Origin of the sequence: Hyphococcus sp. (assembly GCF_965267305.1) — a bacterium.
Classification (GTDB): domain Bacteria; phylum Pseudomonadota; class Alphaproteobacteria; order Caulobacterales; family Parvularculaceae; genus Hyphococcus.
This window is the reverse complement of the sequence record NZ_OZ253945.1, coordinates 853201-876395: the sequence shown is the minus strand read 5'-3', so window position 1 is coordinate 876395 and position 23195 is coordinate 853201. Positions and strand designations below refer to the sequence as shown.

Here is a 23195-nt window from a genome sequence, read left to right as displayed (position 1 = left end):
GTTTGTGGAGTTTGCGTATTACGAGCCTTGCGCCCCCTTGCAGAAACTTGTCAGCAGCTATTACTTCGTATCGCTCCCCTTCGAAATCGCCGACATCATGCGCGCCGAGATCGCCAATGTGCGGTTCGTACTGAACGGCGCCGTTTCCAGCGATCTCATGGGCGAGATGGTGCCCTTTTCACGCCCCAGCGCCATTCTATGCGGTTCGACCCAGCGCTGGAGCAATATTCACTTTACCGCCGGCGCCAGCGTTTTTGGGGCTGCGATCACCCCGCTTGGCTGGTGCAAGCTCTTCGGCTACAGCGCCGAAGAGGCGGCTGACCGCATTCTTCCGCTTGCAGATAATATACCCGCAACCTCCAGGGCGCTAATGGACGCCGTGTTCGGTGCGAGCGGCCAGAAGGAAGCAGTGGCGGCGGCGGATAAATTCTTCATGTCGCTCGTTTCTGACCGTTGGCGCATCCGCGAGGATTTCATCGAACAGGTGACGAAGTGGATCGTCGATCCGGAACCGAATGAAATCGAACATCTTCTGAACAATGTCGATCTCTCGCACCGTCAGGTCGACCGTTTGTGCAAGGCCTATTTCGGCGCAAGCCCGAAGAAGCTTCACCGCAAGTTTCGCGCGCTTCATGCGGCGAACCGTCTCGCTTGGGACGACCTCACGGACTGGCGGGAGATCGCCCGCACCGGCTATTACGATCAGGCGCATTTCATCCGTGAGTTCAAGGAATTCAACGGCCGCACGCCGCAGGATTTCATCGACGGCCCGCATATCCTCGTCAGGATGACGCTGGCGGAGCGCCGCAAAATCAATCATGGTTCGCCCTTCAGCCTTGTAGGATAGCGGGGCGCAAGGGCGGCCATGATTCCTAAAATTCTGATGACCATGAAAACTTATACGCCCGGGCTGTTCGCAGCAGACCTCGTCGCTGGCGTCACCGTCGCCATGGTTGCAATCCCCCTGAGCCTGGCCATCGCCATTGCCTCGGGCGCCGACCCGGCAACCGGACTGGTGACAGCGATTATCGGCGGGTTTCTCATTTCCGCGCTTGGCGGCAGCCGGGTGCAGATCGGCGGGCCGACGGGCGCTTTCATCGTTGTCGTTTACAGCGTCATCGCCGATCACGGCTATGACGGACTGGTGCTCGCGACCTTGATGGCCGGCGTCATTCTTGTCATCGCCGGTCTTTTCAAAGCAGGCAAACTTATCAGCTTCGTACCCGAAGCGGTGGTCAACGGCTTCACCATCGGCATTGCGGTGGTGATCGCCGCGAGCCAGTTGAAGGATCTTTTCGGTCTTTCCATGGAGGCCGTTCCTGCCCATTTCCTGGAAAAAATCCCGGCCCTCTGGGACGCGCGGGAGAGTTTTAACCTGTCCGCCTTCCTTCTGGGCGTCATCACAATCGGCTTGATTGTGGGACTGCGCCGGCTCGCGCCGAAATGGCCGGGGCTTATTGTGGCGGTCGGGCTGACCTCCGCCGCAGCGCTGATCTTCGCTTTGCCCGTGGATACGATCGGCTCGCGGTTCGGCGCGCTGCCGAACCATCTGCCGGCGCCGCAGCTCCCGGCGTTTACGCTCGCACGGGTGCAGGAGCTTTTGCCGTCCGCATTTGTCATCGCGTTTCTCGCGGGCGTTGAGTCATTGCTTTCCGCTATGGTCGCCGACCGCATGAGCGGCGGCAAGCATCGTCCGAATGCGGAGGTTCTGGCTCAGGGCGCGGCGAATATTGGTTCTGCCCTCTTTGGCGGATTGCCGGCGACCGGCGCCATTGCGCGCACCGCGACCAATGTCAGGGCAGGGGGCAAGACCCCGGTCGCGGGGCTCGTCCATGCGCTGACGATTTTGATCGTCATGATCGCCGCCGCGCCGCTCGCCGGTTATCTCGCCATGCCGGCGCTCGCTGGGCTTTTGATGATCACTGCGTGGAATATGAGCGAGCCGCATAAATGGCGGAGCTACTTCCTCGAAGGGCGACTTTCGGACCGGGCGTTGCTGATCCTCACGCTGGTCCTGACAGTGGTGGCGGACCTGACCATTGCGATCGGGGTCGGCGTCTCGTTGGGCCTTGCGATCCGCCTGCAGCGGCGCGATGTTCCGCCTGCTGATTGGGAGGTCCCGGAGCGGTGATAAGGGCGGTAGCAGTAGAAATAGGCTAATGTGCCAATCATTTGGCAGATTGGGTCATTTTTGCCTTTTCCTTGAAATATCCTGTTGACGGCTTCGCGGCTGCGAAGTATCCCACCAAACAACTCATCAAGACCAGCCGAGGGATAGGCCCTTTGACGCTGGGGCAACCGCCGAGAAGTTCTGACCGGACTTTGGGAAAGGTGCCAATTCCTGCGGGAGATTTCTCCCGAGAGATGGGTCGGACGAGTAAGGCGCACTGCGCGAAAAAAGTCCGATTTAGGTCTCTAGCGAATTTCCTGACGAGTTGACGTGGAACGCTAAGAGGCCGGCAATGACCGCAGCACAAAAAGAACGCTTTGAGGCAACGCAAAAGTCGCAGCCCTTTTGCGATGTGAGCGTATTTCTGCCTTCGGATTTCATTCTCGACAGTGGCGAGACGTTGAGCCGTCCCGAACTCAAGGTTCGGGTTTACGGCGAGCTTGAAAATCCGGCCATTGTTGCGGCGGGCGGCATTTCCGCCGGCCGCGCCGTTGCGCCTTGCAAGGACAGCGACGGCTGGTGGCGCGACGTCATCGCGCCCGGCGGCTTTATCGACCTCGACCGTTTCTGCGTCATCGGGTTCGATTTTCTGCCCAATCCCGGCGAAACGGCGCGCACCATCACCACCCACGACCACGCCCGCGCGCTCGCCGACGCGCTCGACGTGCTCGACATTGAAAAACTTTACGGCTTCGTCGGCGCCTCTTACGGCGGCATGATCGGGCTTGCCTTCGCGGAAACCTATCCGGACCGCATCGAAAAGCTCTGCGCCATTTCCGCGCCGGATCGAGCCCATCCGTCGGCGACGGCGCTCAGAGGCGTGCAGCGCCGCGTCATCGAGTTCGCCGCAAAGCACGGCGACGCCAAGGCCGGCGTGTCGCTGGCGCGCCAGATCGCCATGGTGACCTACAGAACGCCGGAGGAATTCGCTGAGCGCTTCGAGAGCGCGCCCGGCGAGAAAGCTGGAACGCCATACGACATCTGCGATTATCTCATTTCCCGCGGCGATGCGTATCATCTCGAGCCCCAGCGTTATGTGACGCTCTCCGATTCCATCGACCGTCACCGCGTCGATCCCGCGAAGATTGAAACCGACAGCCTTATCATTGCGCCGTCGAGCGACCGCCTGACGCCGCTCTGTGACCTCAAACGTCTTGCGGACGGCCTGCGCATATCGAGCTTTGTCGAAATACCGTCTCTCTACGGACATGACGCCTTTCTGAAAAACGCCGATCTCATCGGCCCCCACATAAAAAAATTCTTCGAGGAGAAAAAATCATGAGCGACGCCCAGCGCCCTCGCGCCCTGCATCCTGAAACGCTGATCTCTACGGCCGGCGTCGCGACGGATCCGGCGTTCAACTCGGTGTCGCCGCCGCTGCATCTTTCCGCCAATTACGGCTGGAACGATCCGCTTGAAAAGCCACAATATGATTATGCGCGCTCCGGCAATCCGACGCGCACGCAGCTTGAAGAGGCGCTCGCAGGACTTGAAGGCGCGGCGCGCGGCGTCGTTGTTTCTTCCGGCATGGCGGCGCTTGACCTCGTGCTTAATCTCGTCGATCCGGGCGAGGTCGTGCTGGCGCCCCATGACTGTTACGGCGGCACCCACCGTCTTTTGACCGCGCGCGCAAAGCGCGGCCAGTTCGAGCTCGCCTATGCGAACCAGACGGATCCGGAAGAACTGGCGAAAGCCTTCGCGCGCAAGCCGAAGCTGGTGCTGGTGGAAACACCGTCGAATCCACTCCTGCGAATTACCGACATTCGGGCGGTGGTCGCCCATGCGAAGGAATGCGGCGCCATTGTCGTCGCGGATAACACTTTCCTGTCGCCGGCGCTGCAGCGTCCGCTCGATCTCGGTTGCGACATCGTCGTTCACTCCACGACGAAATTCATCAACGGCCATTCCGATGTGGTCGGCGGCGCAGTGCTCGCCAAAGACAAGGCGCTCGGCGACGAGCTTGCCTGGTGGGCGAATTGCACCGGCGTCACCGGGGCGCCTTTCGACAGTTTCCTGACCCTGCGCGGCCTTAGAACGCTATTCCCTCGCGTCGAGCGGCAGCAGGCGACGGCTGGCGGCGTGGTCTCGCGGCTTGCTGCGGACGATCGCGTCGCCAATGTCTACTATCCCGGTCTTGTTAACCATCCGGGCCATGAAATTGCGAAATCGCAGCAAAAAGGTTTCGGCTCCATGTTCTCCGTGGAATTCGCCGAAGGCGTCGATGTGATCGAGCTGTTGCGCAACCTGAAGTTCTTTACGATTGCGGAGTCGCTTGGCGGGTTTGAAAGCCTTGTTTGCACGCCGGCGACCATGACCCATGCGGCGATGACGCCGGAAGCGCGGGAAATCGCCGGAATTTCCGACCGCCTTGTCCGGTTTTCCATCGGGCTTGAGCATGGCGACGATCTTGTGCGAGATATAGTTGAGGCGCTGGACCGTGCGAGCGATGCTGGCGCCGGCAAAGTGGCGTATCTGTCGAGTGGGGCGGCAAGCAAATGTGCGTAGATGTGAAAGATAAGGTTAGCGCTGGAGACAGCGAAGGCGCCGCTGTGGCGAGACGGTTGAGAGTTGCGGTCGCGGGACTCGGCGTGATCGGCGAAGGCGCGGCGCTGCGCCTTGCGGAGCCGTCGGAACCCTATGCGCTCTGCGCCGCGCTGGTGCGCGATCCGTCGAAACCTCGCGACGAACGGCTGAAATCGCTGCGCACCTATTCGGACCCGGATGTTTTCCTTGTGGAGCAGCCGGATGTCGTTGTGGACGCGCTTCCCACCGGCGAAGCGGGAAGGCGACTCATTGAAGCGGCGCTCGCCCGCGGCGTCCACATCGTGACGGCGAACAAGCAGGCGATTGCGGGCCATCTTGCGGAACTGCACGATCTCGCAAACCGTAACAAAGTCATCTTCGCCTATTCGCCGTCTGTCGGCGGCGGCGCGCCTATGGTCGAAACGATGCGCCGCGCCCGCAAGGAGGGCGAGACGCGCCAGATTTCGGCGATCCTCAACGGCACGGTCAATTTCATCCTCTCTGCACTGAAGGAAGGCGCCTCATTCGAAGATGCGGTGAAGGCGGCGCAGGAAGCGGGCTTTGCCGAACCGGATCCGACGGCTGATCTTTCCGGCGAGGATGCGCGCGCCAAGATTTCGATCCTCACCTATGAAGCCTTCGGCAAGGAGATCGATCAGAACGCCATCCGCGTTGAGCCGCTGACAGCGGAGCGCGCCTCCGAGTTTTTGAAGATAGGCGGCGTGTGGCGTCAGATGTCGGTGGTGAAACGCGCGCCGGACGGCGGGATTTCCGCACGGGTGCGGTTCGAACGCGTCGATGACGATCCGCTCTTCGCTACTGTGGAAGGCGAGGGCAATGCGCTGCGCGTCGTCAATATCGGCGGGGCGGAGTTCACCTGTCAGGGCAAGGGCGCCGGACGCACGCCCACCGTCGCCAGCATATTCGCCGAGCTTGAAAAGATCGCGCAGACGCCGCCGGACGCCGGTGAAAATACTTTGCGCCGCGTAAAGACCTTCAGCTAGAAGCGATCCATGTCTTCGGATGAACATCAAAACGCGGCGCGGAGCGCCGCGTCGGATGCTACGCGCGCCGCAAAACGCCTTGTGATCAAGGTGGGCTCGGCGATTTTGTGCGCGACCGCGGAAGAAGGCGGCGGCGCCGTTCGTGAGGCGTGGCTCGCGTCGCTCGCGGAAGACATTGCGGATTTGCGAGAAAGCGGATGCGAAGTGGTGGTTGTCACCTCGGGCGCGATTGCGCTGGGACGGCAGAGGCTCGGCCTATCCAGCGCCTTGCGGCTTGATGAAAAACAGGCGGCGTCTGCAGCGGGGCAGGCCGCGCTGGCGCAGGCGTGGCAATCCGCATTCACGCCTCATGACATAGCGATTGCGCAGATCCTGCTGACCCTCGACGATACGGAAAGCCGCCGCCGCTATTTGAATGCGCGCGCAACCTTCCGTACGCTGCTCGATCTTGGCGCGCTGCCGCTGGTCAACGAGAACGACACGATCGCGACCAGCGAAATCCGCTATGGCGACAATGACCGCCTCGCAGCCCATGCGGCGCAGCTCGTAGAAAGCGATCTTCTCATTATTTTGTCCGACATTGACGGTCTTTACACGGCCGATCCACGCAAAAATCCGTCAGCAGAGCATGTCGACGTGGTGGAGGCGATCACGCCTGAAGTCGAAGCGATGGCGGGCGGCGTCAATAGGGATGCGGGCGTCGGCTCCGGCGGCATGGCGTCGAAAGTGGCTGCGGCGAAAATCGCGGGCGGCGCCGGCTGCGATACGATCATCGCGCCGGGGCTCGTCGATCATCCGTTGAAAGCCATGCTCGACGGCGGCGCGGCGACGCTGTTCCGCGCGTCCATCAGCCATGAAGGGGCAAGACGGCAATGGATCGCCGGACGCTTGAAGCCTTCCGGCCGCATCGTCATTGACGACGGCGCGGCGAAGGCGCTGCAATCGGGCGCGAGCCTTTTGCCTGCGGGCGTCAAGGAAATCACCGGCGCGTTTTCGCGCGGCGACGCCGTGGAGATCGTGACTGCTGACGGGCAGGTGATCGGGCAGGGGCTTTCGACTTACGATGCAGGCGACGCGCGCAAGGTCGCGGGCGCCAAATCCGAGCGGATCGAAACGCTGCTCGGTTATCGCCGCCGCCCGGCGCTGGTGGAGAAAGACGACCTCATTTTAAGGAGCGAGCGATGACTGGCGATGTTGCCGCCTATATGGATGGGCTCGCGGCAAAGGCGCGCGAGGCCGCCCGCGCCATGGCGTCGGCTTCTACGGAACGGAAGAACGCGGCGCTGACCAAGGCCGCGGCGCTGGTCCGCGAACGCGCCGGCGAGATTCTCGAGATCAACGCCGCCGACCTTTCCGCCGCCAAAGCCAAGGGGCAGGACGCAGCCTTCATTGACCGCATGGCGCTTGATTCTGAACGTATGGAAAGCGTCGTCAAAGCGCTTGAAGACATCGCCGCGCTTCCCGATCCCGTGGGCAAATCTATCGCGAAATGGTCGCGGCCCAACGGACTGGAAATCGAACGCGTCCGAACGCCCATCGGCGTCATCGCGGTCATCTATGAAAGCCGGCCCAATGTAACTGTCGATGCGGCGGCGATTGCGGTGAAAGCCGGCAACGCCGTCATCCTGCGCGGCGGGTCGGAATGCATCAAAACCTCGAAGGCGCTGTTCGATTGCTTCCATGATGCGCTGGGCGTTGCGGGTCTTCCCGAAGGCGCGGCGCAATTCGTGGAGACGCCGGACCGGGCGGCGGTGGGCGCGTTGTTGTCGGGACTCGGCGGGCGCATCGATCTTGTCATTCCCCGCGGCGGAAAGTCCCTAGTCGCACGCGTGCAGGAAGAGGCGCGCGTCCCCGTGCTCTCCCATCTCGACGGCGTCTGCCATGTCTATGTGGACCGCGACGCGGACCCGAAGAAAGCAGTGGAGATCGTCGTCAATTCAAAGATGCGGCGCACCGGCGTCTGCGGGGCGGCGGAGACGTTGCTGATCGACAAGGCGGTTGCGGAAAACATTTGGCCGAAAATCGCCAGTGCGCTACGGAAAAAAGGCTGCGAATTGCGCGGCGATGAGGCGTTGCGGAAAATCGATCCAGATGTGGCGCCCGCGAGCGAAGAAGATTTCCATACCGAATATCTGGCGCCGATCCTCTCCGTCGCCATCGTTGACGGCGTCGTTGGGGCCATTGAACACATCGCCCAATATTCGTCGTCCCACACGGAATCCATCGTCACCGAAAATGAGGAAACGGCGAAGCGGTTCCTCAACGAAGTCGACAGCGCCATCGTCATGCATAACGCTTCGACGCAGTTCGCCGATGGGGGCGAGTTCGGCCTCGGCGCCGAAATCGGCATCGCCACGGGCCGCCTCCATGCGCGGGGACCCGCCGGCGTTGAGGAATTGACGACTTACAAGAATGTGGTGCGCGGGACCGGGCAGGTTCGCCCATAATCTTCGCCTCCAGCCGATCCGATTCCATCATGAGCAGAATCTGCCAAAGCAGCGCGCACGGTGAGCGCCCTCATCGAAAAAAATGACGCATTCGGGCATTTTTTCCTTGTTTGTTAACAGGCCCGGATGTAATCGGGTTCTGCGCTGCAAAAAACGGCGCGAAAGAGTAGTGAAATGCGGGCTTTGGCGGATATCGGCTTGAAGGGAGAGGGCGCGTTAGTCGCGGACCCTATGCTTATGGCTGTATCGTCTCTGCTGCTCGTACTCGTACTCCTTATTAGCCCCATTCGGGGAGCGGCCATGGAGCCCGCGCGCTAATTTAGCACGACGGACCTCCGGACAGCCCGCTCCCGAAAGGAAGCGGGTTTTTTCATGCCCGGGCGGTCCGTTCAGAAAGAATGAACGGACGAGATGACGACGAAGAGATCAGATGCAATCACCAAGGGGCCAGCAAAAGCGCCGGCCCGGGCGATGCTGCGCGCGACAGGGCTGGGCGATGAGGAACTCGCAGGGCCGATCATCGCGGTGGTGAACACCTGGTCCACGGTGACGCCCTGCAACATGCATCTCGACCAATTGGCCGCGCCCGTTCGCGAAGGCATTCGCGCCGGCGGCGCGACGCCGGTCGATTTCAACACCATTGTCGTCTCCGACGGCATCACCATGGGCGGCGAGGGGATGCGCGCGTCGCTGATCTCCCGCGAAGTGATCGCCGACTCCATCGAATTGGCCGTACGCGGACATTCGCTTGACGCGGCCGTCATTCTCGTCGGCTGCGACAAGACCCTGCCGGCGGCCGCGATGGCGCTGGCGCGCATGGATATTCCCGGCGTCATTTTCTATGGCGGCACGATCATGCCGGGGCATTGCAAATTCCGCGGCGAGGAAAAAGACCTCTCCATTCAGGATGTTTTCGAAGCGGTCGGCGCCCACGCCAAGGGCGATTATTCCGACGAAGAACTCGATCAGATCGAACGCAAGGCCTGTCCGGGCGCCGGCGCCTGCGGCGGTCAGTTTACCGCGAACACCATGGCCATGGCGCTGGCGTTTCTGGGGCTCGCCCCTGTCGGCGCGGGCGATCCGCCGGCGATTGCGGAGGAAAAGGCGGCCGAGGGCGTTCGCTGCGGCAAGCTCGCCGCTGAGCTGGTCAAGCAAGGCAAGACCGCGCGTCAGTTCATTTCGGAAACCAGCTTGCGCAACGCGGCGGTCTCGGTGGTCGCTTCGGGGGGGTCAACAAATGCTGTCTTGCACCTCGCTGCGATCGCAGCGGAGGCGGGCGTTCCGTTCTCCATCGATCTCTTTGACGAGCTTTCGCGCACGACGCCGGTGATCTCCAACCTGAAACCGGGCGGGCAGTATCTGGCGAAAGATCTCTACGCGGCGGGCGGCGTGCGCCTCTTCGGTCAGAAACTGATGGAAGGCGGCAAGATCGCCGATGCGCCGACGGTCTCCGGCAAGTCGCTCTTCGACGAATTTAAAACAGCGGAGGAAACGCCCGGCCAAAAGGTCGTGCACGCTGTGGCCGACCCGTTCAAAGAAACGGGCGGCCTCCGGATTCTTTACGGCGATCTCGCGCCTGAAGGCGCGGTTCTGAAAACCGCCGGTTATGCCGACGGCGCTTTTGAAGGAACCGCGCGCGTCTTTGAGGGCGAAGAAGCCGCCTTCAAGGCGGTCAACGACCGCCAGATCAAGGAAGGCGATGTCGTCGTCATCCGCTACGAAGGGCCGAAAGGCGGGCCCGGCATGCGCGAAATGCTGGCGACGACCGCCGCGGTTGCGGGCCAGGGCCTTGCGGGCAAGGTGGCGCTCATCACCGACGGGCGCTTTTCCGGAGCGTCGCACGGTTTCGTCATCGGCCACGTCGCGCCCGAAGCCGCCGCAGGCGGTCCTATCGGCCTCCTCAGGGACGGCGACAAAATTCGCATCGACGCTGAGGCGCGCCGCATCGACGCCGACATCGATTGGGAGGCGCGCCGCGCCGCCTTCAAACCCAAAGCGCCGAACCGCATGGGCGGCGTCTTCGACAAATATGCGAAACTGGTTTCCTCGGCGTCGAAAGGCGCCGTTACGATTCAAACATCCAACGAGTAAGACTAGAGGGATTTTAAAAGATGAAAGTCTATACGGAAGACGATGCGAACCCGGCGATTGTGAAGAACGATGTTGTCGCCGTCATCGGTTATGGCAGCCAGGGCCGCGCCCATGCGCTGAACCTGCGTGATTCAGGCTGCAAAGTCATTGTCGGCGTGCGTCCTGGCGGGCCGGGCGCGAAGCGCGCGGAAGAAGACGGGCTTGAAGTCGCCAATGTCGCCGATGCGACGAAACAGGCGAAGCTGATCGCCGTTCTGACGCCGGACATGACCCATGAGCAGATTTTCAATGAACAGATCGCGCCGAACCTGAAAGACGGCGACGCGCTCCTCTTCGCGCACGGCTTCACGGTGCTTTACGGGCGGGTTGTGCCGCCGGCGAATGTGGACGTCATCATGGTGGCGCCGAAAGGCCCGGGCGGTCTCGTGCGGTCCGAATATGAGCGCGGCCGCGGCGTGCCGAGCCTCTTCGCCATCCATCAGGATGCGACGGGACAAGCCAAAGACAAGGCGCTCGCTTACGCCAGCCTCATCGGCGGCGCGTCGGCCGGGGTCATCGAGACGACTTTCCGCGAAGAAACCGAAACCGATCTCTTCGGCGAGCAGGCGGTGCTTTGCGGCGGCGCCTCGGAGCTGGTCATCGCCGGCTTTGAAACGCTGGTGGAAGCCGGTTACCAGCCGGAGATCGCTTATTACGAGTGTCTCCATGAACTGAAGCTGATCGTCGATCTCTTCTATGAAGGCGGCATCACACGCATGCACGACTTCATTTCCGAGACGGCGAAATATGGCGACTTCGTTTCCGGTCCGCGCGTGATCAACGCCGAAACCAAACAGCGCATGAAGGAAGTGCTGAAAGACATTCAGAACGGCTCCTTCGCCCATGACTGGATCGTTGAAAACCAGGCCGGCAAGGTCCGCTACAACCAGATGCTGCGCGCTGATCTCGAGCACCCGATTGAAAAGACCGGCAAGGAGCTGCGCGCGCGCATGTCCTGGTTGAAGCCCGGCGCTAATACGAAACCCTGAGGCCAAGGAAATAGAACGCGATGACTGCTTCTCAAACGAAACAAGAGACAAAGACGGCGGCGATGACTAAATCGGGCGCCGAACTTCTCCTTGATGCGCTGGAGGAGCAGGGGGTTGAAGTCATTTTCGGCTATCCCGGCGGCGCCGTGTTGCCGATCTATGACGCGCTTTATGCGCGCGACACCATCCGCCACATTCTGGTGCGCCACGAACAGGGTGCGCTTCATGCGGCGGAGGGCTATGCGCGCTCCACCGGCAAGGTCGGCGTTGCGCTGGTGACATCGGGTCCCGGCGCCACCAACGCGGTCACCGGGCTCGCCGACGCGCTTTTGGATTCTATACCGATCGTTTGCATCACCGGACAGGTGGCGCGGCCGCTGATCGGCACTGACGCCTTTCAAGAGTGCGACACTACAGGCATCACGCGCTCCTGCACCAAGCATAATTATCTCGCCAAGTCGGCGCATACACTATCGTCGACGGTGCACGAAGCGTTTCATGTCGCGCGCAACGGACGTCCGGGTCCCGTCCTCATCGATATCCCGAAGGACATCCAGTTCGAAGCGGCGCAATACACCTCCCGCGCCGATGCAAGGAACCGGAACTGCATCGTCACGCCGGAGATCAATCGCAACCAGATCGATCAGGTTGTCGATCTTATGCGCTATGCGCGCCGTCCGGTTCTATACACGGGCGGCGGCGTCATCAACGCCGGGCCGGAAGCGTCGAAGACGCTGCGCGAACTGGCGAAGGCGACGGGCTTTCCGGTGACGTCGACCCTGATGGGTCTCGGCGCCTTTCCCGCTTCTGATTCGCAATGGCTCGGCATGCTCGGCATGCACGGATCTTTTGAGGCGAACAACGCCATGCATGATTGCGATCTGATGATCGCCATCGGCGCGCGTTTCGACGACCGCGTCACGGGGCGTCTCGACGCTTTCTCGCCCAACTCGCGCAAGGTCCATATCGATATCGACCCCTCGTCGATCAACAAGAACGTGCCGGTCGATATCGGCATCATCGGCGACGCCGGCGCGATCATGGAAGCAATGCTCGCCGAGTGGAAACGCCGCGACAAGGAAGAAACCCATGATCGGGCCCGCATCGAGGGCTGGCTGGAGCAGATCGACGGCTGGCGCGCGCGCAAGTCGTTTCAGTACAAGCGGTCGAAGGACGTCATCAAACCGCAATACGCCATCGAGCGTCTTTACGCGCTGACCCGCGGCAAGAACGTTTACGTCACGACGGAAGTGGGCCAGCACCAGATGTGGGCGGCGCAGCATTTCCATTTCGACGAGCCGAACCGCTGGATGACCTCCGGCGGGCTCGGCACCATGGGCTATGGCTTGCCGGCGGCGCTCGGCGTCCAGGCGGCTTACCCGGATGCGCTCGTCATCGACATTGCGGGCGACGCCTCCGTGCAGATGACCATGCAGGAAATGTCGGCGGCGGTGCAGCATGATCTGCCCATCAAGATCTTTATCCTGAACAACGCCTATCTCGGCATGGTTCGCCAGTGGCAGGAGCTCCTCCATGGCGGGCGCTACTCGCACTCTTATTCCGACAGCCTGCCGGACTTCGTGAAACTCGCCGAAGCCTATGGCGGTCACGGCATTCGTGCTGAGAAGCCGGACGAACTCGACGCCAAGATTATCGAGATGATCGAATCGCCGAAGCCGGTGCTGTTCGACTGCGTCGTGACGCAGGAAGAAAACGTCTTCCCGATGATCCCGTCGGGCGCCGCGCATAACGAGATGCTGTTTGGCGAAATGAAGGAAGACTCCGTTTCCGAGCAAGGAAAGACGCTGGTATGACCGCTACAAATGCTCCATCGCAATCGGTCTATCCCGTCACGCGCGAGGAAGGCGCGGACCGTGAGGTTATCCTCGCCGTCATCGTCGACAACGAACCGGGCGTTCTGTCGCGCGTCGTGGGCCTCATTTCCGCCCGCGGCTATAATATCGAGAGCCTGACGGTCGCTGAAACCGACATGGAAAAGCACACGTCGCGCATCACCGTGGTGACGAAAGGCACGCCGTCGAAGATCGAGCAGATCAAGGCCCAGCTCGGCCGTCTCGTTCCTGTACGCCGTGTCATTGACGTGTCCGCGGAAAAGGACGCGCTGGAGCGCGAGCTGGCGCTGGTGAAGGTGGTGAATGAAGGCGATCACCGCGTCGAGTCCATGCGCCTTGCCGACATCTTCCGCGCTCGCGCGCTCGACACAACGCATACGTCGTTCGTTTTCGAAATCACCGGGACGCGGGAAAAGATCAACGCCTTTATCGATCTGATGAAGCCTCTGGGCCTCTCCGAAGTGTCGCGCACCGGCGTTCTGTCGATCCGGCGCGGCGTCGAAAGGGATTAGCGTCATGACCGGTCATTTGAAGAAATTCCTATTGAGCCTGCTCCTTAGCCCCGCGCGGTGAAATCTCCGCGCGATAAAAGTCGGCTGCTTTCAAAGGAACAGACATCAGGAATTCGAAAAATGACCAGGGAACAGACAGATATTAGCGACGTAGGCGTGAAGCCGGACGATCATGTAAAGATTTTCGACACCACCTTGCGCGATGGCGAACAGGCGCCGGGCTTTTCCATGGCGACGGATGCGAAGCTCATCGTCGCCCGCGCGCTCGAAGCGCTGAATGTGGACATCATCGAAGCCGGTTTCGCAGCGGCCTCGCCGGGAGATGCGGCTGCGATTTCCGCCGTTGCATCAGAGATCAAAGGACCGACGATCTGCTCCTTGTCGCGCCTTAACGACAAGGATATCGAAGCCTCGGCGCGCGCCTTGGAGCCGGCTCGTCGCAAGCGCATTCACACTTTCATCGGCACCAGTCCGACCCATCGCGACGCCAAGCTGAAAATGACCAAAGACGAGATCATCGAACGCATCGGCCGGTTGGTGGCGTTCGCTGTGCCCTTGTGCGATGAAGTCGAATTCTCGCCGGAAGATGCGATCCGCACCGAGCGCGACTATCTGATCGAGGCGGTGAATGTCGCGATCGAAGCTGGCGCGACGACGATCAACATTCCCGATACGGTCGGCTACACGACGCCGGAAGAGATCACTGACCTTTTCCGGTTCCTCAAGGAAAATGCAAAAAACGCCGAGAAAGTGACCTTCTCCACCCACTGTCATGACGATCTCGGCATGGCGGTCGCCAATTCTCTCGCTGCGGTCCGCGGCGGTGCGCGCCAGATCGAATGCGCGATCAACGGCATCGGCGAGCGCGCAGGCAATTGTTCTCTGGAAGAAGCGGTCATGGCGCTTGCGACGCGCCGGGATTTCTTTGACGTCTCGACGCAGATCGAGACCCAGAACATCTACCCGGCGAGCCTTGCTCTGTCGCGGGTCACGCATAATCCCATCCCGCGCAACAAGGCGATTGTCGGCAAGAACGCCTTCGCCCATGAGAGCGGCATTCACCAGCATGGCGTCTTGGCCGACAAGCGCACCTATGAAATCATGGATGCGGAAGCGGTCGGCATGCCCGCCAACTCCATCGTGCTCGGTAAGCATTCGGGCAAGCACGCCGTGCGCGCCCGCGCCGAGGCGCTCGGCTTCAAGATCTCACCGCAAAAGGTCGAGGACATTTTTCCGGCGTTCAAAAAGCTGGCTGACACGACCCGCGAAGTCACCGATGCGCAGCTAGTGAGGCTGATCAGCGGCAATTCTATCGTCGATGGGCGGATCGGCCCCTGGCGCATGCGCCGCACGGATCTCCATATCGATATGGAGGAACACACAAAACCGATTGCGCGGGTGACGCTGGAGCATGACGACGGCGAAAGCCGCACGGTCACGGAAGAAGGCGGCGGGCCGATCGACGCCGCTTTCGCCGCCGTTTGCGCGATCACGGATGTCTCGGGCGTCATCAAGACGCTGGACCTGCATCACGACGCCGAAGAAGGCGTAGTCCATTGCGATGCTGTGGTCACCGTGGAAGGGCGCGACTATTTCGGCAAGGGCAAGGAAGTCGATCTAGCCGATGCGGCGGTTGCTGCTTTTGTTGCGGCGATCAATCAGGCGGCGGCGATGCGCATGGGCGCGGCAGAGTATTCAGATGAGGCGGCGGCGTCATGAGTGAGTTCAGTTCCAGTCCCAAATCCTTGTTCGACAAATTGTGGGAGCGTCATGTCGTCGTCGAAGAGACGGACGACGCGCCGGCGGTGCTTTATATCGATCTTCATCTCATCCATGAGGTGACGTCGCCGCAGGCCTTCTCCGTCCTCGATGGTCGGGGCTTGAAAGTTCGCCGCCCGGATAAAACTTTCGGCACGCTCGATCACTCGACGCCGACCTTGCCGGCGAACGCGAAAGGCGAATGGCCCTATGCGACGCCGGAAGCGAAAAGCCAGGTCGAAAAGCTTATCGAGAACTGTGAGAAACACGGCGTCGAACTCTTGGGGCTTGGCGATCCGCGCCGCGGCATCGTTCATGTGATCGGGCCGGAGCTTGGCCTCACCCAACCGGGCAAGACGATTGTCTGCGGCGACAGCCACACCTCGACCCATGGCGCGTTCGGCGCGCTCGCTTTCGGCATCGGCACGACGGAAGTGGGTCATGTGCTGGCGACGCAATGCGTGTTGCAGAGGAAGCCCAAATCCATGCGCGTCATCTTCGACGGCGTGCTGCCGCAAGGCGTCGGCGCGAAAGATATGGCGCTCGCCATGATCGCCCAGATCGGCGCCGATGGCGGGCAGGGCTACGCCATGGAGTTCGCCGGCGAGGCGGTGCGCAACCTTTCCATGGAAGGACGCATGACGCTGTGCAACATGTCCATCGAGGCGGGCGCCCGCTTCGGCATGGTTGCGCCCGACGAGACGACGTTCGAGTGGCTCAAGGGCCGTGACTTCGCGCCCAAGGGCCTCGCCTGGAACGAGGCGCTCGCCGAGTGGAGTGATCTCAAGACAGATTTGACCGCGCATTTCGACAAGGAAGTTCATGTGGATGCGACGAAAATCCGTCCCATGATCACCTATGGCGTGTCGCCGGACGCCGCCGCGCCGGTCGACGGCGTTGCGCCGGCGCCGCATAGCGACGCCGAGCATCACGCAGCGGATTACATGAAATTCGAAGCGGGCAAGCCCTTCGCCGACGCTGCGGTCGACCGCGTCTTCATCGGCAGCTGCACCAATTCGCGGCTTTCGGACCTGCGCGAGGCGGCTGTCATCATGCGCGGACGAAAAGTGAAGCCCGGCGTTGTCGCGCTTATCGTGCCCGGATCGGAAGCGGTGAAGCGCGCCGCTGAAGCGGAAAAGCTTCACGAGATTTTTCTCGCCGCGGGCGCCGAATGGCGCGAACCCGGATGTTCAATGTGCATCGCTATGAACGGCGACAGCGGCAAGCCCGGCGAGCTGGTCGTGTCGACGTCGAATCGTAATTTCATCGGGCGCCAGGGCAAGGGTGTCCGCACCGTGCTCGCGAGTCCCGCGACCGCGGCGGCCTCCGCGATTGAGGGCCGCATCACTGATCCGCGGCCTTATCTTTTTGCGCGGGAGAGCGCGTAATGTCATTCAAGCCGTTCAAAAAACTAACCTCGCGCACCGTTGTCCTAATGCAGGAGAATATCGACACCGATCAGATTATTCCGGCGCGCTTCCTGACCACGACGGTGCGGGAAGGGCTCGGCAAATCCGCCTTCTATGACTGGCGTTACGATGAGGACGGGCGGCCAAAGAACTCTTCCGTCTTCAACGGCGTCAATCCGGAAACCCATCAGATATTGGTGGCGGGTTCGAATTTCGGCTGCGGCTCCTCGCGGGAGCATGCGCCCTGGGCGCTGTCGGATTTCGGGTTCCGCGCCGTCATCAGCTCCGACATCGCCGACATCTTCAAGAGCAACGCCCAGAAAAACGGTCTGCTGCCGGTGGAAGTCGATGAGGAAACGCACAAAAAACTGCTCGCCTCGCCGGGCGCGGAAGTGACCATCGACCTCGAAAGCTGCGAAGTCACCTTCGGCGACGGCGAGACGGGGCGCTTCCCCATCGAGCCTTTCGCCCGCCGCTGTCTTCTCGACGGCGTTGACCCGCTCGGCCATTTGTTGAATCAGATGCCGGACATCGAGGCTTACGAAAGACAATAAGATGGCGGGTATCGCATTCCTTCCCGGCGACGGCGTCGGGCCCGAAGTCGCGGGCGCGGCGAAGCGTGTTCTCGACGCTGCGGCGAAAAAGTTCTCCCTGACGCTCGAATTCAAGGATTGCTTCTTCGGCGGCGCGGCCATCGACGCGACGGGCGATCCGTTTCCCGCGGAAACGAAAGAAGTCTGTCTCGCCGCCGATGCGATTTTTCTCGGCGCCATTGGCGGTCCCAAATGGGATAAGGCGAAACGGCGTCCCGAAGCGGGGCTTCTGGAAATGCGCAAGGCGCTCGGCGTTTACGCCAATCTTCGTCCTGTCAGCGTCGCCGCCGGCATGGAGCATCTGTCGCCCCTGCGCGAGGCGCGCGTCAAAGGCGTCGACATGCTGATCGTGCGCGAGCTGACGGGCGGCATGTATTTCGGCGAGCGCACGGAAGGCAATGACCGCGCGACCGACGAATGCCTTTACACCAAGGAAGAAGTGACGCGCGTGGCGCGCATCGCCTTTGAGGCGGCGCGAAAACGCAAAGGCCGCGTTGCCTCCGTCGACAAGGCGAATGTGCTCGCTACGAGCCGGCTTTGGCGCAACGCAGTCGAAGAACTGCACAACGCAGAATATAAAGACGTCGAGCTTTCGCACATGCTCGTCGACGCCATGGCGATGAAACTCATTCAGGCGCCGGCGGATTACGATGTGATCCTCACGGAAAATCTCTTCGGCGACATTTTGAGCGACGAGGCGTCGGTGCTGTCCGGCTCCATCGGCCTTGCGCCTTCGGCGTCGCTTGGCGACGGAACGCGCGGGCTTTACGAGCCCATCCATGGCTCCGCGCCGGATATCGCGGGGCAGGGAAAAGCCAACCCCGTCGGCGCGATCATGAGCGCCGCGATGATGTTGCGTTACAGCCTAAATGAAAGCGCCGCCGCCGACGCCATTGAAGCGGCGGTCTCGAAAGCGCTCGCGTCCGGCCGCGGCACCGGCGACATCGGCGGCAAGGACAACACGGCGTCGTTTACGGATGCAGTTGTGGCGTTGATCACAGGCTAAGTATTTGTGGCCTTGTTCGGCCGCTGCGTTCGCTTCGCGAACGGTCGGCCTCACTCCATAATATCCTCATTCCACAGCTCCGGCTTCTCGCGGATGAAGCGCGCCATCAGGTCGAGCGACGCCGGATGCGCTACATCGATCACCTCGACGCCGCGGGATTTCAGGAATTCCTCATTGCCGCCGAAATTCTGCGTGTCGTTGATGACGACGCGAGGGATCTTGAACTGTACGATGGTTCCCGAACACATCATGCAGGGCGACAGCGACGTATAAAGCGTCAGATCGCGATAGCTTCTTTGGCGTCCCGCTTTCCTGAGGCAATCCATTTCCCCGTGCGCAATCGGGTCGCCTTGCTGCACGCGCTGATTATGCCCGGCGGCGATCAGTTCCGGCCCCCGCGCCAGCACCGAGCCGATGGGAAGCCCGCCTTCGTCATAGCTCTTCTTGGCTTCGGCGTAGGCCCGCTCGATGAACTCTTTGTCCCAGTCCTTCAGCATCATGGTCCTCCCGATGGACAAGCTCCGCCCCATGATTGATAAAGGCCGACAGCCGCCAAGACAATCGAGGGCTCATGCACGACAATCTCACCATCGTCGATCACCCGCTGATCCAGCACAAGCTGACGATCCTTCGCGACAAGAACACCTCGACGGCGCAGTTCCGGCAGGTCATCAGGGAAGTCGCCGTCATTCTCGGTTGCGAAGTGACGAAAGACCTGAAGCTCGGGCATATCGACATTGAAACGCCGCTGGAAAAACTCCATGCGCCTTACCTTGAAGGCAAAAAACTCTGCTTCGTGTCGATCCTGCGCGCGGGCAACGGGCTGCTTGACGGGCTTCTCGATCTGATCCCCTCCGCGCGCGTCGGCCATGTGGGCATCTATCGCGATCATGAGACGCTCGAGGCGCATCGTTATTATTTCAAGACGCCGGACAAGCTCGGGGAGCGCCTTGTCATTCTCGTCGATCCCATGCTGGCGACGGGGAACACCGCCATCGATGCTACGAATGAGCTGAAAAAAGCGGGCGCAAAGAAAATGAAGTTTCTCTGCCTCGTCGCTGCACCCGAAGGCGTCGAGAAATTCTCGAAAGCCCATCCCGACGTGCCGATCATCACTGCGGCGCTCGACCGCGAACTGAATGACGTCGGCTACATCATGCCGGGCCTCGGCGACGCCGGCGACCGGATTTACGGGACCAAAGGCTAGGTGGCCTTTTAGTTTGTCAGGGGCGCCTCGTCCGCAGGCTTCAATTCGTGGCTGATGCCCTGAAGCTCTTTCGGAATGTAATTCTCGTCGTGTTTGGCGAGAATGGTGCTGGCGACAAAGACGCCGTCTTCGTTAAAAGCGCCCTGGGCGATGACGCCCTGACCTTCGCGGAAAAGATCGGGAACTATGCCCGAATAGGCGACGGGCATGGTCGCGCCGCCATCGGTCACCCGGAAGGAAATCTCGAGGCCGTCCCCGTGGCTCAGGCTGCCTGTCTCCACGAGTCCGCCAAGACGGATGCGCGCGCCGGGCGCGATGGCGGCTTCGGCCGCTTCGCTCGGCGTGTAGAAATAGGAAATGTTGCGCTGAAGCGCCGTAAAGACGAGCGCGGCGGCGGCGGCGAGAAGGACGCCTCCGCCCGCCACAAGCGCGAGGCGCCGGTTCCGGTGGATCGGTTTCATGGGGTTTATTTAGCCTTGCGCGCCGCCCCCGCCAAATGAACTCGTTCCGGGCCGATTGTCGCGGGGATTTCGCCTGTCAAAACCCCGGCGAATTGCCGTAAAGACGGAGGCCATGAGCCCTTACCGTCGCGCGATTTCCCTTGCCGCCGAGAATGCCGGGTGCGATCGCGCCGGGTCGGCCATCGTGCGCGGCGTGACGTTTTCGCTGGCGCCGGGCGAGGGGATGCAGCTTTTCGGGCCCAACGGCTCCGGCAAGTCGAGCCTTCTTTCGATGTTTGCAGGGCTGGTCCGCCCGGTCGAGGGCGCGCTCTCCTGGCGCATTGATGGCGAGGCCGCCGCTGCGGCGCCGGAGGCGAGCCTTTTCTTTCTTGGCCATGACGCCAGCGTAAAACCGGCCCTGACGGCGGAAGAGAATTTGCGGTTCTGGGCGAAGGCTTCCGGCGGCGGCGATGTGGGCGCGGCGCTCGCTGCGGTTGACGCGGTTTCGTTTCGTCATTTGCGGGCTGGCCGTCTGTCGGCGGGGCAAAGGCGGCGTGTTGATCTGGCGCGCGCGCTTTTCGGCGACCGCGAGGTCTGGCTGCTCGATGAACCTACAGCCGCTGTCGACCGCGAGGGCGCCAAGATCATCCGCAAGCTGATCGATGATCATCTGGCGCGGGGCGGGATCGCCATTGTCGCGACCCATGACGATCTCGGTGACGGGTTCAAGCGGCTGGAGCTCGCGCGATGAACCTCGCTTTCGCTATTCTAAACCGCGATCTCAAAATCGCCTTCCGTTCGGGAGGCGGATGGTTCTATGCGCTGTTCTTCTTCGCGGTGTTTACGGCGCTCGCCGCCATTGCGTTCGGACCGTCGCTTAGCGCGCTTGCCGTCGCGGCGCCGGCGGCTTTATGGCTCGCCGCGGCGCTCGCCATTCAGTTTGCGGCGGCGGATCTCTTTGAACGCGACATGAATGACGGTTCCTTGAGAGTAATTGCGGCGGAGCAGGGAGAACTGGCGCCTTATGCGCTCGCCAAAACGGCATTGCTGGCGCTGACCGCCGCTGCGCCGCTCATTATCGCGGCGCCTTTTTTTCTGACCATGCTCGGCGTTTCCTTGGTCCAAGGGTTCGGCGCGGCGCTGCTGCTTCTCATCGGCGCGCCGGCGCTCCTCTTCATCGCCGTCTTGACATCGGCCTTGAGCACTGGCCTGCGCGCCGGAGGACTGCTCGCCATGATCATCGCCGCGCCCTTTGCCGCGCCGGTGCTAGTCTTCGGCGTCACCGCGACGAAGGCGTTCTTTGCAGGCGGCGATCTCTTCGGACCGGAGAGCTTGATTTTGGGCGCCCTTAGCCTGTTTATGGCGGCGGCGACGCCGGTGTTCGCCATCGCCGCCTTACGCGTCAGTCTCGAATAGGAGCGACAAGTTTCATGTGGAGCCGGTTTTCCAATCCAGCGAAATTCGAAGCGTTCGCCCGCGGCGCCGGCCCCGCCGCCTTCATCGTCTTCGTGATTGGCGCGGTTTACGGTCTTTATGCGGGGCTCTTCATGGCGCCCGCGGACTATCAACAGGGTGATTCGGCGCGCATCATGTATGTGCATGTCCCAGCGGCGTGGACGGCGCTCGCGTCTTACACTTTCATCGCCGCCATGAGCCTCATCGCTTTTGTCTGGCGCCATTCGCTCGCCGATGTGGCGGCGCGGTCCGCCGCGCTTCCCGGCGCAGTCTTCACCGCGCTGGCGCTCTTCACCGGCGCTGTCTGGGGCAAGCCGACCTGGGGCGCTTATTGGGTGTGGGATGCGCGGCTCACCTCCATGCTGCTCCTGCTCTTTATCTATTTCGGTTATATGGCGGTGTGGCAGGCGGTTCCGGAGACAGCGCGCGCCGCGCGTTTCGCGCGCATCCTTGCGCTAGTTGGCTTCATCAACATTCCGATCATCAAATTTTCCGTCGACTGGTGGAATTCGCTGCATCAGACATCGAGCGTCATGCGCCTTGACGGGCCGACCATCCATCCGAGCATGTTGTGGCCGCTGCTCGCCACTGCGGTCGCCTATACGGCGCTGTTCGCATGGCTGGTTTTTGCTGGCATGCGCGCGGCGCTGATCCGCCAGCGGCTTGAGGCGCGAGGCGCGCGCAAACCGAGCCGCCCGACGACGGCGGAGGCGGTCTGATGGATTTCAGCGCCCATACGACGCCATACATTTTGGCGGCTTACGCAGTTTCCGTCATCGCCATCGGCGCGCTTGTCGCCTGGCGCATGGCGCGGCTTAAAAAGGCGCAGGCCGACGAAAAGGCGGCGCAGGATTAGCCCGCCTGTTTCGCCTCGGCGATCATGTCTTTCAGCCGCTCTTCGCTCCAGCCGATCATCACATCGACGTAAGACCCGTCGAGCGTCGCAACAATGAACGCCGGCGTGCCGTCGACGCCCATTTCCTGCGCAAGCAGATGGTTCGCCTGGATCATGTCCGGAATGGCGCCGGAAGCGATTTCCTTCTTCATGGCGGCGACGTCAAGGCCGTGCTTTTTCGCCATGGCGTCGACACGGTCTTCGGTGAGAACGCCAGAGGCGCCGAGCATATCGAAATGGAAATCGAGGAATTTCTTGTCATCTCGTGCGGCCAGCGCCATTTCCGCCGCATAGGCGGACTCTTCGCGCAGGATCGGCAGTTCGCGGAAAACGATCTTCACATCGGCGTCTTTTTTCAGAACGTCAGTGATGAGCGGCGCGGCGCGTTTGCAGTAGCCGCAATGATAATCATACATTTCGATCACGGCGATTTTCGCGGTGTCCGGATTTTTGCCGGCCACATGGCTCGTCGCGGGATCGAGCAGCAGCGCCAGATTTTGCGCTGCGGCGGTTTTCGCCCGGTCCACCTCCGCCAATTGCAACTGAACCCGGTAGGCCTCGACCGCCTCGATGATGACTTCCGGATTTTCCATCAGATAGGCCCGGACAATGTCTCCAATCTCTTCTTCCTCGGTCTCGGAGAAAGAGGTGCTGACTTTCGCATGCGAGGCTTTGGGTTTTTCGTCCTTCTGCTGGGCGGCGGAGTAGCCAACCGCAAGCGCGCCGAGGGCAAACGCGCCGGCAAGCGCCGCGCCGATGGCGGTTTTGGCGTTGAGCATGGTTTTCATTCCTGTCCCCTTTGCG

The 23195-nt window shown here is 61.6% G+C and carries 23 protein-coding genes and 1 riboswitch; of the genes, 20 read left to right on the top strand and 3 right to left on the bottom strand.

Annotation, left to right across the window (positions count from 1 at the left end):
* Nucleotides 1-4: 4 nt before the first annotated feature.
* From ACQY5P_RS04140 to leuB, 15 genes are all read left to right on the top strand, one after another.
* Nucleotides 5-847 (top strand): helix-turn-helix domain-containing protein, encoded by an 843-nt coding sequence (locus ACQY5P_RS04140; RefSeq protein WP_428409582.1) that lies wholly within the window; start codon nt 5-7, stop codon nt 845-847.
* Between the two features lie 18 nt (nt 848-865).
* Entirely contained in the window at nt 866-2131 is a 1266-nt protein-coding gene (locus ACQY5P_RS04135) for a SulP family inorganic anion transporter (RefSeq protein WP_428409581.1), read from the top strand.
* A gap of 120 nt (nt 2132-2251) precedes the next feature.
* Nucleotides 2252-2371, top strand: a riboswitch (SAM riboswitch).
* Between the two features lie 91 nt (nt 2372-2462).
* Nucleotides 2463-3452, top strand: a complete 990-nt coding sequence (gene metX / locus ACQY5P_RS04130; protein ID WP_428409580.1) for a homoserine O-succinyltransferase MetX — start codon at nt 2463-2465, stop codon at nt 3450-3452.
* Nucleotides 3449-4675 carry a cystathionine gamma-synthase gene (gene metB, locus ACQY5P_RS04125; protein WP_428409579.1) on the top strand — a complete coding sequence of 409 codons (1227 nt, stop codon included), beginning with the start codon at nt 3449-3451 and terminating at the stop codon, nt 4673-4675. The genes metX and metB overlap by 4 nt, the downstream gene beginning before the upstream one ends.
* Nucleotides 4676-4677: 2 nt before the next feature.
* Entirely contained in the window at nt 4678-5697 is a 1020-nt protein-coding gene (locus ACQY5P_RS04120) for a homoserine dehydrogenase (RefSeq protein ID WP_428409578.1), read from the top strand.
* 9 nt (nt 5698-5706) lie between these two features.
* On the top strand, nt 5707-6882 hold the full coding sequence (gene proB / locus ACQY5P_RS04115) for a glutamate 5-kinase (protein WP_428409577.1): 1176 nt from the start codon (nt 5707-5709) through the stop codon (nt 6880-6882).
* Nucleotides 6879-8144: a glutamate-5-semialdehyde dehydrogenase gene (locus tag ACQY5P_RS04110; RefSeq protein ID WP_428409576.1), complete on the top strand. Its 1266-nt coding sequence runs from the start codon at nt 6879-6881 to the stop codon at nt 8142-8144. Before proB ends, ACQY5P_RS04110 begins: the two co-directional genes overlap by 4 nt.
* 411 nt (nt 8145-8555) lie before the next feature.
* Nucleotides 8556-10235, top strand: a complete 1680-nt coding sequence (gene ilvD / locus ACQY5P_RS04105; protein ID WP_428409575.1) for a dihydroxy-acid dehydratase — start codon at nt 8556-8558, stop codon at nt 10233-10235.
* A gap of 20 nt (nt 10236-10255) precedes the next feature.
* The gene (gene ilvC / locus ACQY5P_RS04100) at nt 10256-11263 is read left to right on the top strand and encodes a ketol-acid reductoisomerase (RefSeq protein WP_428409574.1); all 1008 of its coding nucleotides are present in this window, start codon (nt 10256-10258) and stop codon (nt 11261-11263) included.
* A 20-nt stretch (nt 11264-11283) separates the two neighbouring features.
* Nucleotides 11284-13077, top strand: coding sequence for an acetolactate synthase 3 large subunit (locus ACQY5P_RS04095; protein ID WP_428409573.1), 1794 nt, complete (start codon nt 11284-11286; stop codon nt 13075-13077).
* Nucleotides 13074-13628, top strand: a complete 555-nt coding sequence (gene ilvN, locus ACQY5P_RS04090; protein WP_428409572.1) for an acetolactate synthase small subunit — start codon at nt 13074-13076, stop codon at nt 13626-13628. The genes ACQY5P_RS04095 and ilvN overlap by 4 nt, the downstream gene beginning before the upstream one ends.
* 120 nt (nt 13629-13748) lie before the next feature.
* Nucleotides 13749-15347 carry a 2-isopropylmalate synthase gene (locus tag ACQY5P_RS04085; protein ID WP_428409571.1) on the top strand — a complete coding sequence of 533 codons (1599 nt, stop codon included), beginning with the start codon at nt 13749-13751 and terminating at the stop codon, nt 15345-15347.
* Complete coding sequence (gene leuC, locus ACQY5P_RS04080; RefSeq protein WP_428409570.1) at nt 15344-16774, top strand: 3-isopropylmalate dehydratase large subunit; 1431 nt, start codon at nt 15344-15346, stop codon at nt 16772-16774. The genes ACQY5P_RS04085 and leuC overlap by 4 nt, the downstream gene beginning before the upstream one ends.
* Nucleotides 16774-17349 (top strand): 3-isopropylmalate dehydratase small subunit, encoded by a 576-nt coding sequence (gene leuD, locus ACQY5P_RS04075; RefSeq protein ID WP_428409569.1) that lies wholly within the window; start codon nt 16774-16776, stop codon nt 17347-17349. Before leuC ends, leuD begins: the two co-directional genes overlap by 1 nt.
* 1 nt (nt 17350) lies before the next feature.
* Nucleotides 17351-18394: a 3-isopropylmalate dehydrogenase gene (gene leuB, locus ACQY5P_RS04070; protein ID WP_428409568.1), complete on the top strand. Its 1044-nt coding sequence runs from the start codon at nt 17351-17353 to the stop codon at nt 18392-18394.
* Between the two features lie 50 nt (nt 18395-18444).
* On the opposite strand, the gene ACQY5P_RS04065 is transcribed toward leuB, so the two are convergent.
* Nucleotides 18445-18891, bottom strand: coding sequence for a nucleoside deaminase (locus ACQY5P_RS04065; RefSeq protein WP_428410628.1), 447 nt, complete (start codon nt 18889-18891; stop codon nt 18445-18447).
* Nucleotides 18892-18965: 74 nt separating this feature from the next.
* On the opposite strand from ACQY5P_RS04065, the gene upp reads away from it, so the two are divergent.
* Nucleotides 18966-19601, top strand: coding sequence for a uracil phosphoribosyltransferase (gene upp, locus ACQY5P_RS04060; protein WP_428409567.1), 636 nt, complete (start codon nt 18966-18968; stop codon nt 19599-19601).
* Between the two features lie 8 nt (nt 19602-19609).
* Here the strand turns inward: upp and ccmE are convergent, their stop codons facing one another.
* The gene (gene ccmE, locus ACQY5P_RS04055; RefSeq protein WP_428409566.1) at nt 19610-20062 is read right to left on the bottom strand and encodes a cytochrome c maturation protein CcmE; all 453 of its coding nucleotides are present in this window, start codon (nt 20060-20062) and stop codon (nt 19610-19612) included.
* 112 nt (nt 20063-20174) lie between these two features.
* On the opposite strand from ccmE, the gene ccmA reads away from it, so the two are divergent.
* Genes ccmA through ACQY5P_RS04035 form a run of 4 tightly spaced genes read left to right on the top strand, consistent with a single transcriptional unit; the run spans nt 20175 to nt 22352 of the window.
* On the top strand, nt 20175-20792 hold the full coding sequence (gene ccmA, locus ACQY5P_RS04050) for a heme ABC exporter ATP-binding protein CcmA (RefSeq protein WP_428409565.1): 618 nt from the start codon (nt 20175-20177) through the stop codon (nt 20790-20792).
* Nucleotides 20789-21457, top strand: coding sequence for a heme exporter protein CcmB (locus tag ACQY5P_RS04045; RefSeq protein ID WP_428409564.1), 669 nt, complete (start codon nt 20789-20791; stop codon nt 21455-21457). Before ccmA ends, ACQY5P_RS04045 begins: the two co-directional genes overlap by 4 nt.
* Before the next feature lie 14 nt (nt 21458-21471).
* Nucleotides 21472-22215 carry a heme ABC transporter permease gene (locus ACQY5P_RS04040; protein ID WP_428409563.1) on the top strand — a complete coding sequence of 248 codons (744 nt, stop codon included), beginning with the start codon at nt 21472-21474 and terminating at the stop codon, nt 22213-22215.
* Entirely contained in the window at nt 22215-22352 is a 138-nt protein-coding gene (locus ACQY5P_RS04035) for a hypothetical protein (RefSeq protein WP_428409562.1), read from the top strand. The genes ACQY5P_RS04040 and ACQY5P_RS04035 overlap by 1 nt, the downstream gene beginning before the upstream one ends.
* Here the strand turns inward: ACQY5P_RS04035 and ACQY5P_RS04030 are convergent.
* Nucleotides 22349-23179 carry a DsbA family protein gene (locus ACQY5P_RS04030; protein WP_428409561.1) on the bottom strand — a complete coding sequence of 277 codons (831 nt, stop codon included), beginning with the start codon at nt 23177-23179 and terminating at the stop codon, nt 22349-22351. The genes ACQY5P_RS04035 and ACQY5P_RS04030 overlap by 4 nt on opposite strands.
* Nucleotides 23180-23195: the final 16 nt, after the last annotated feature.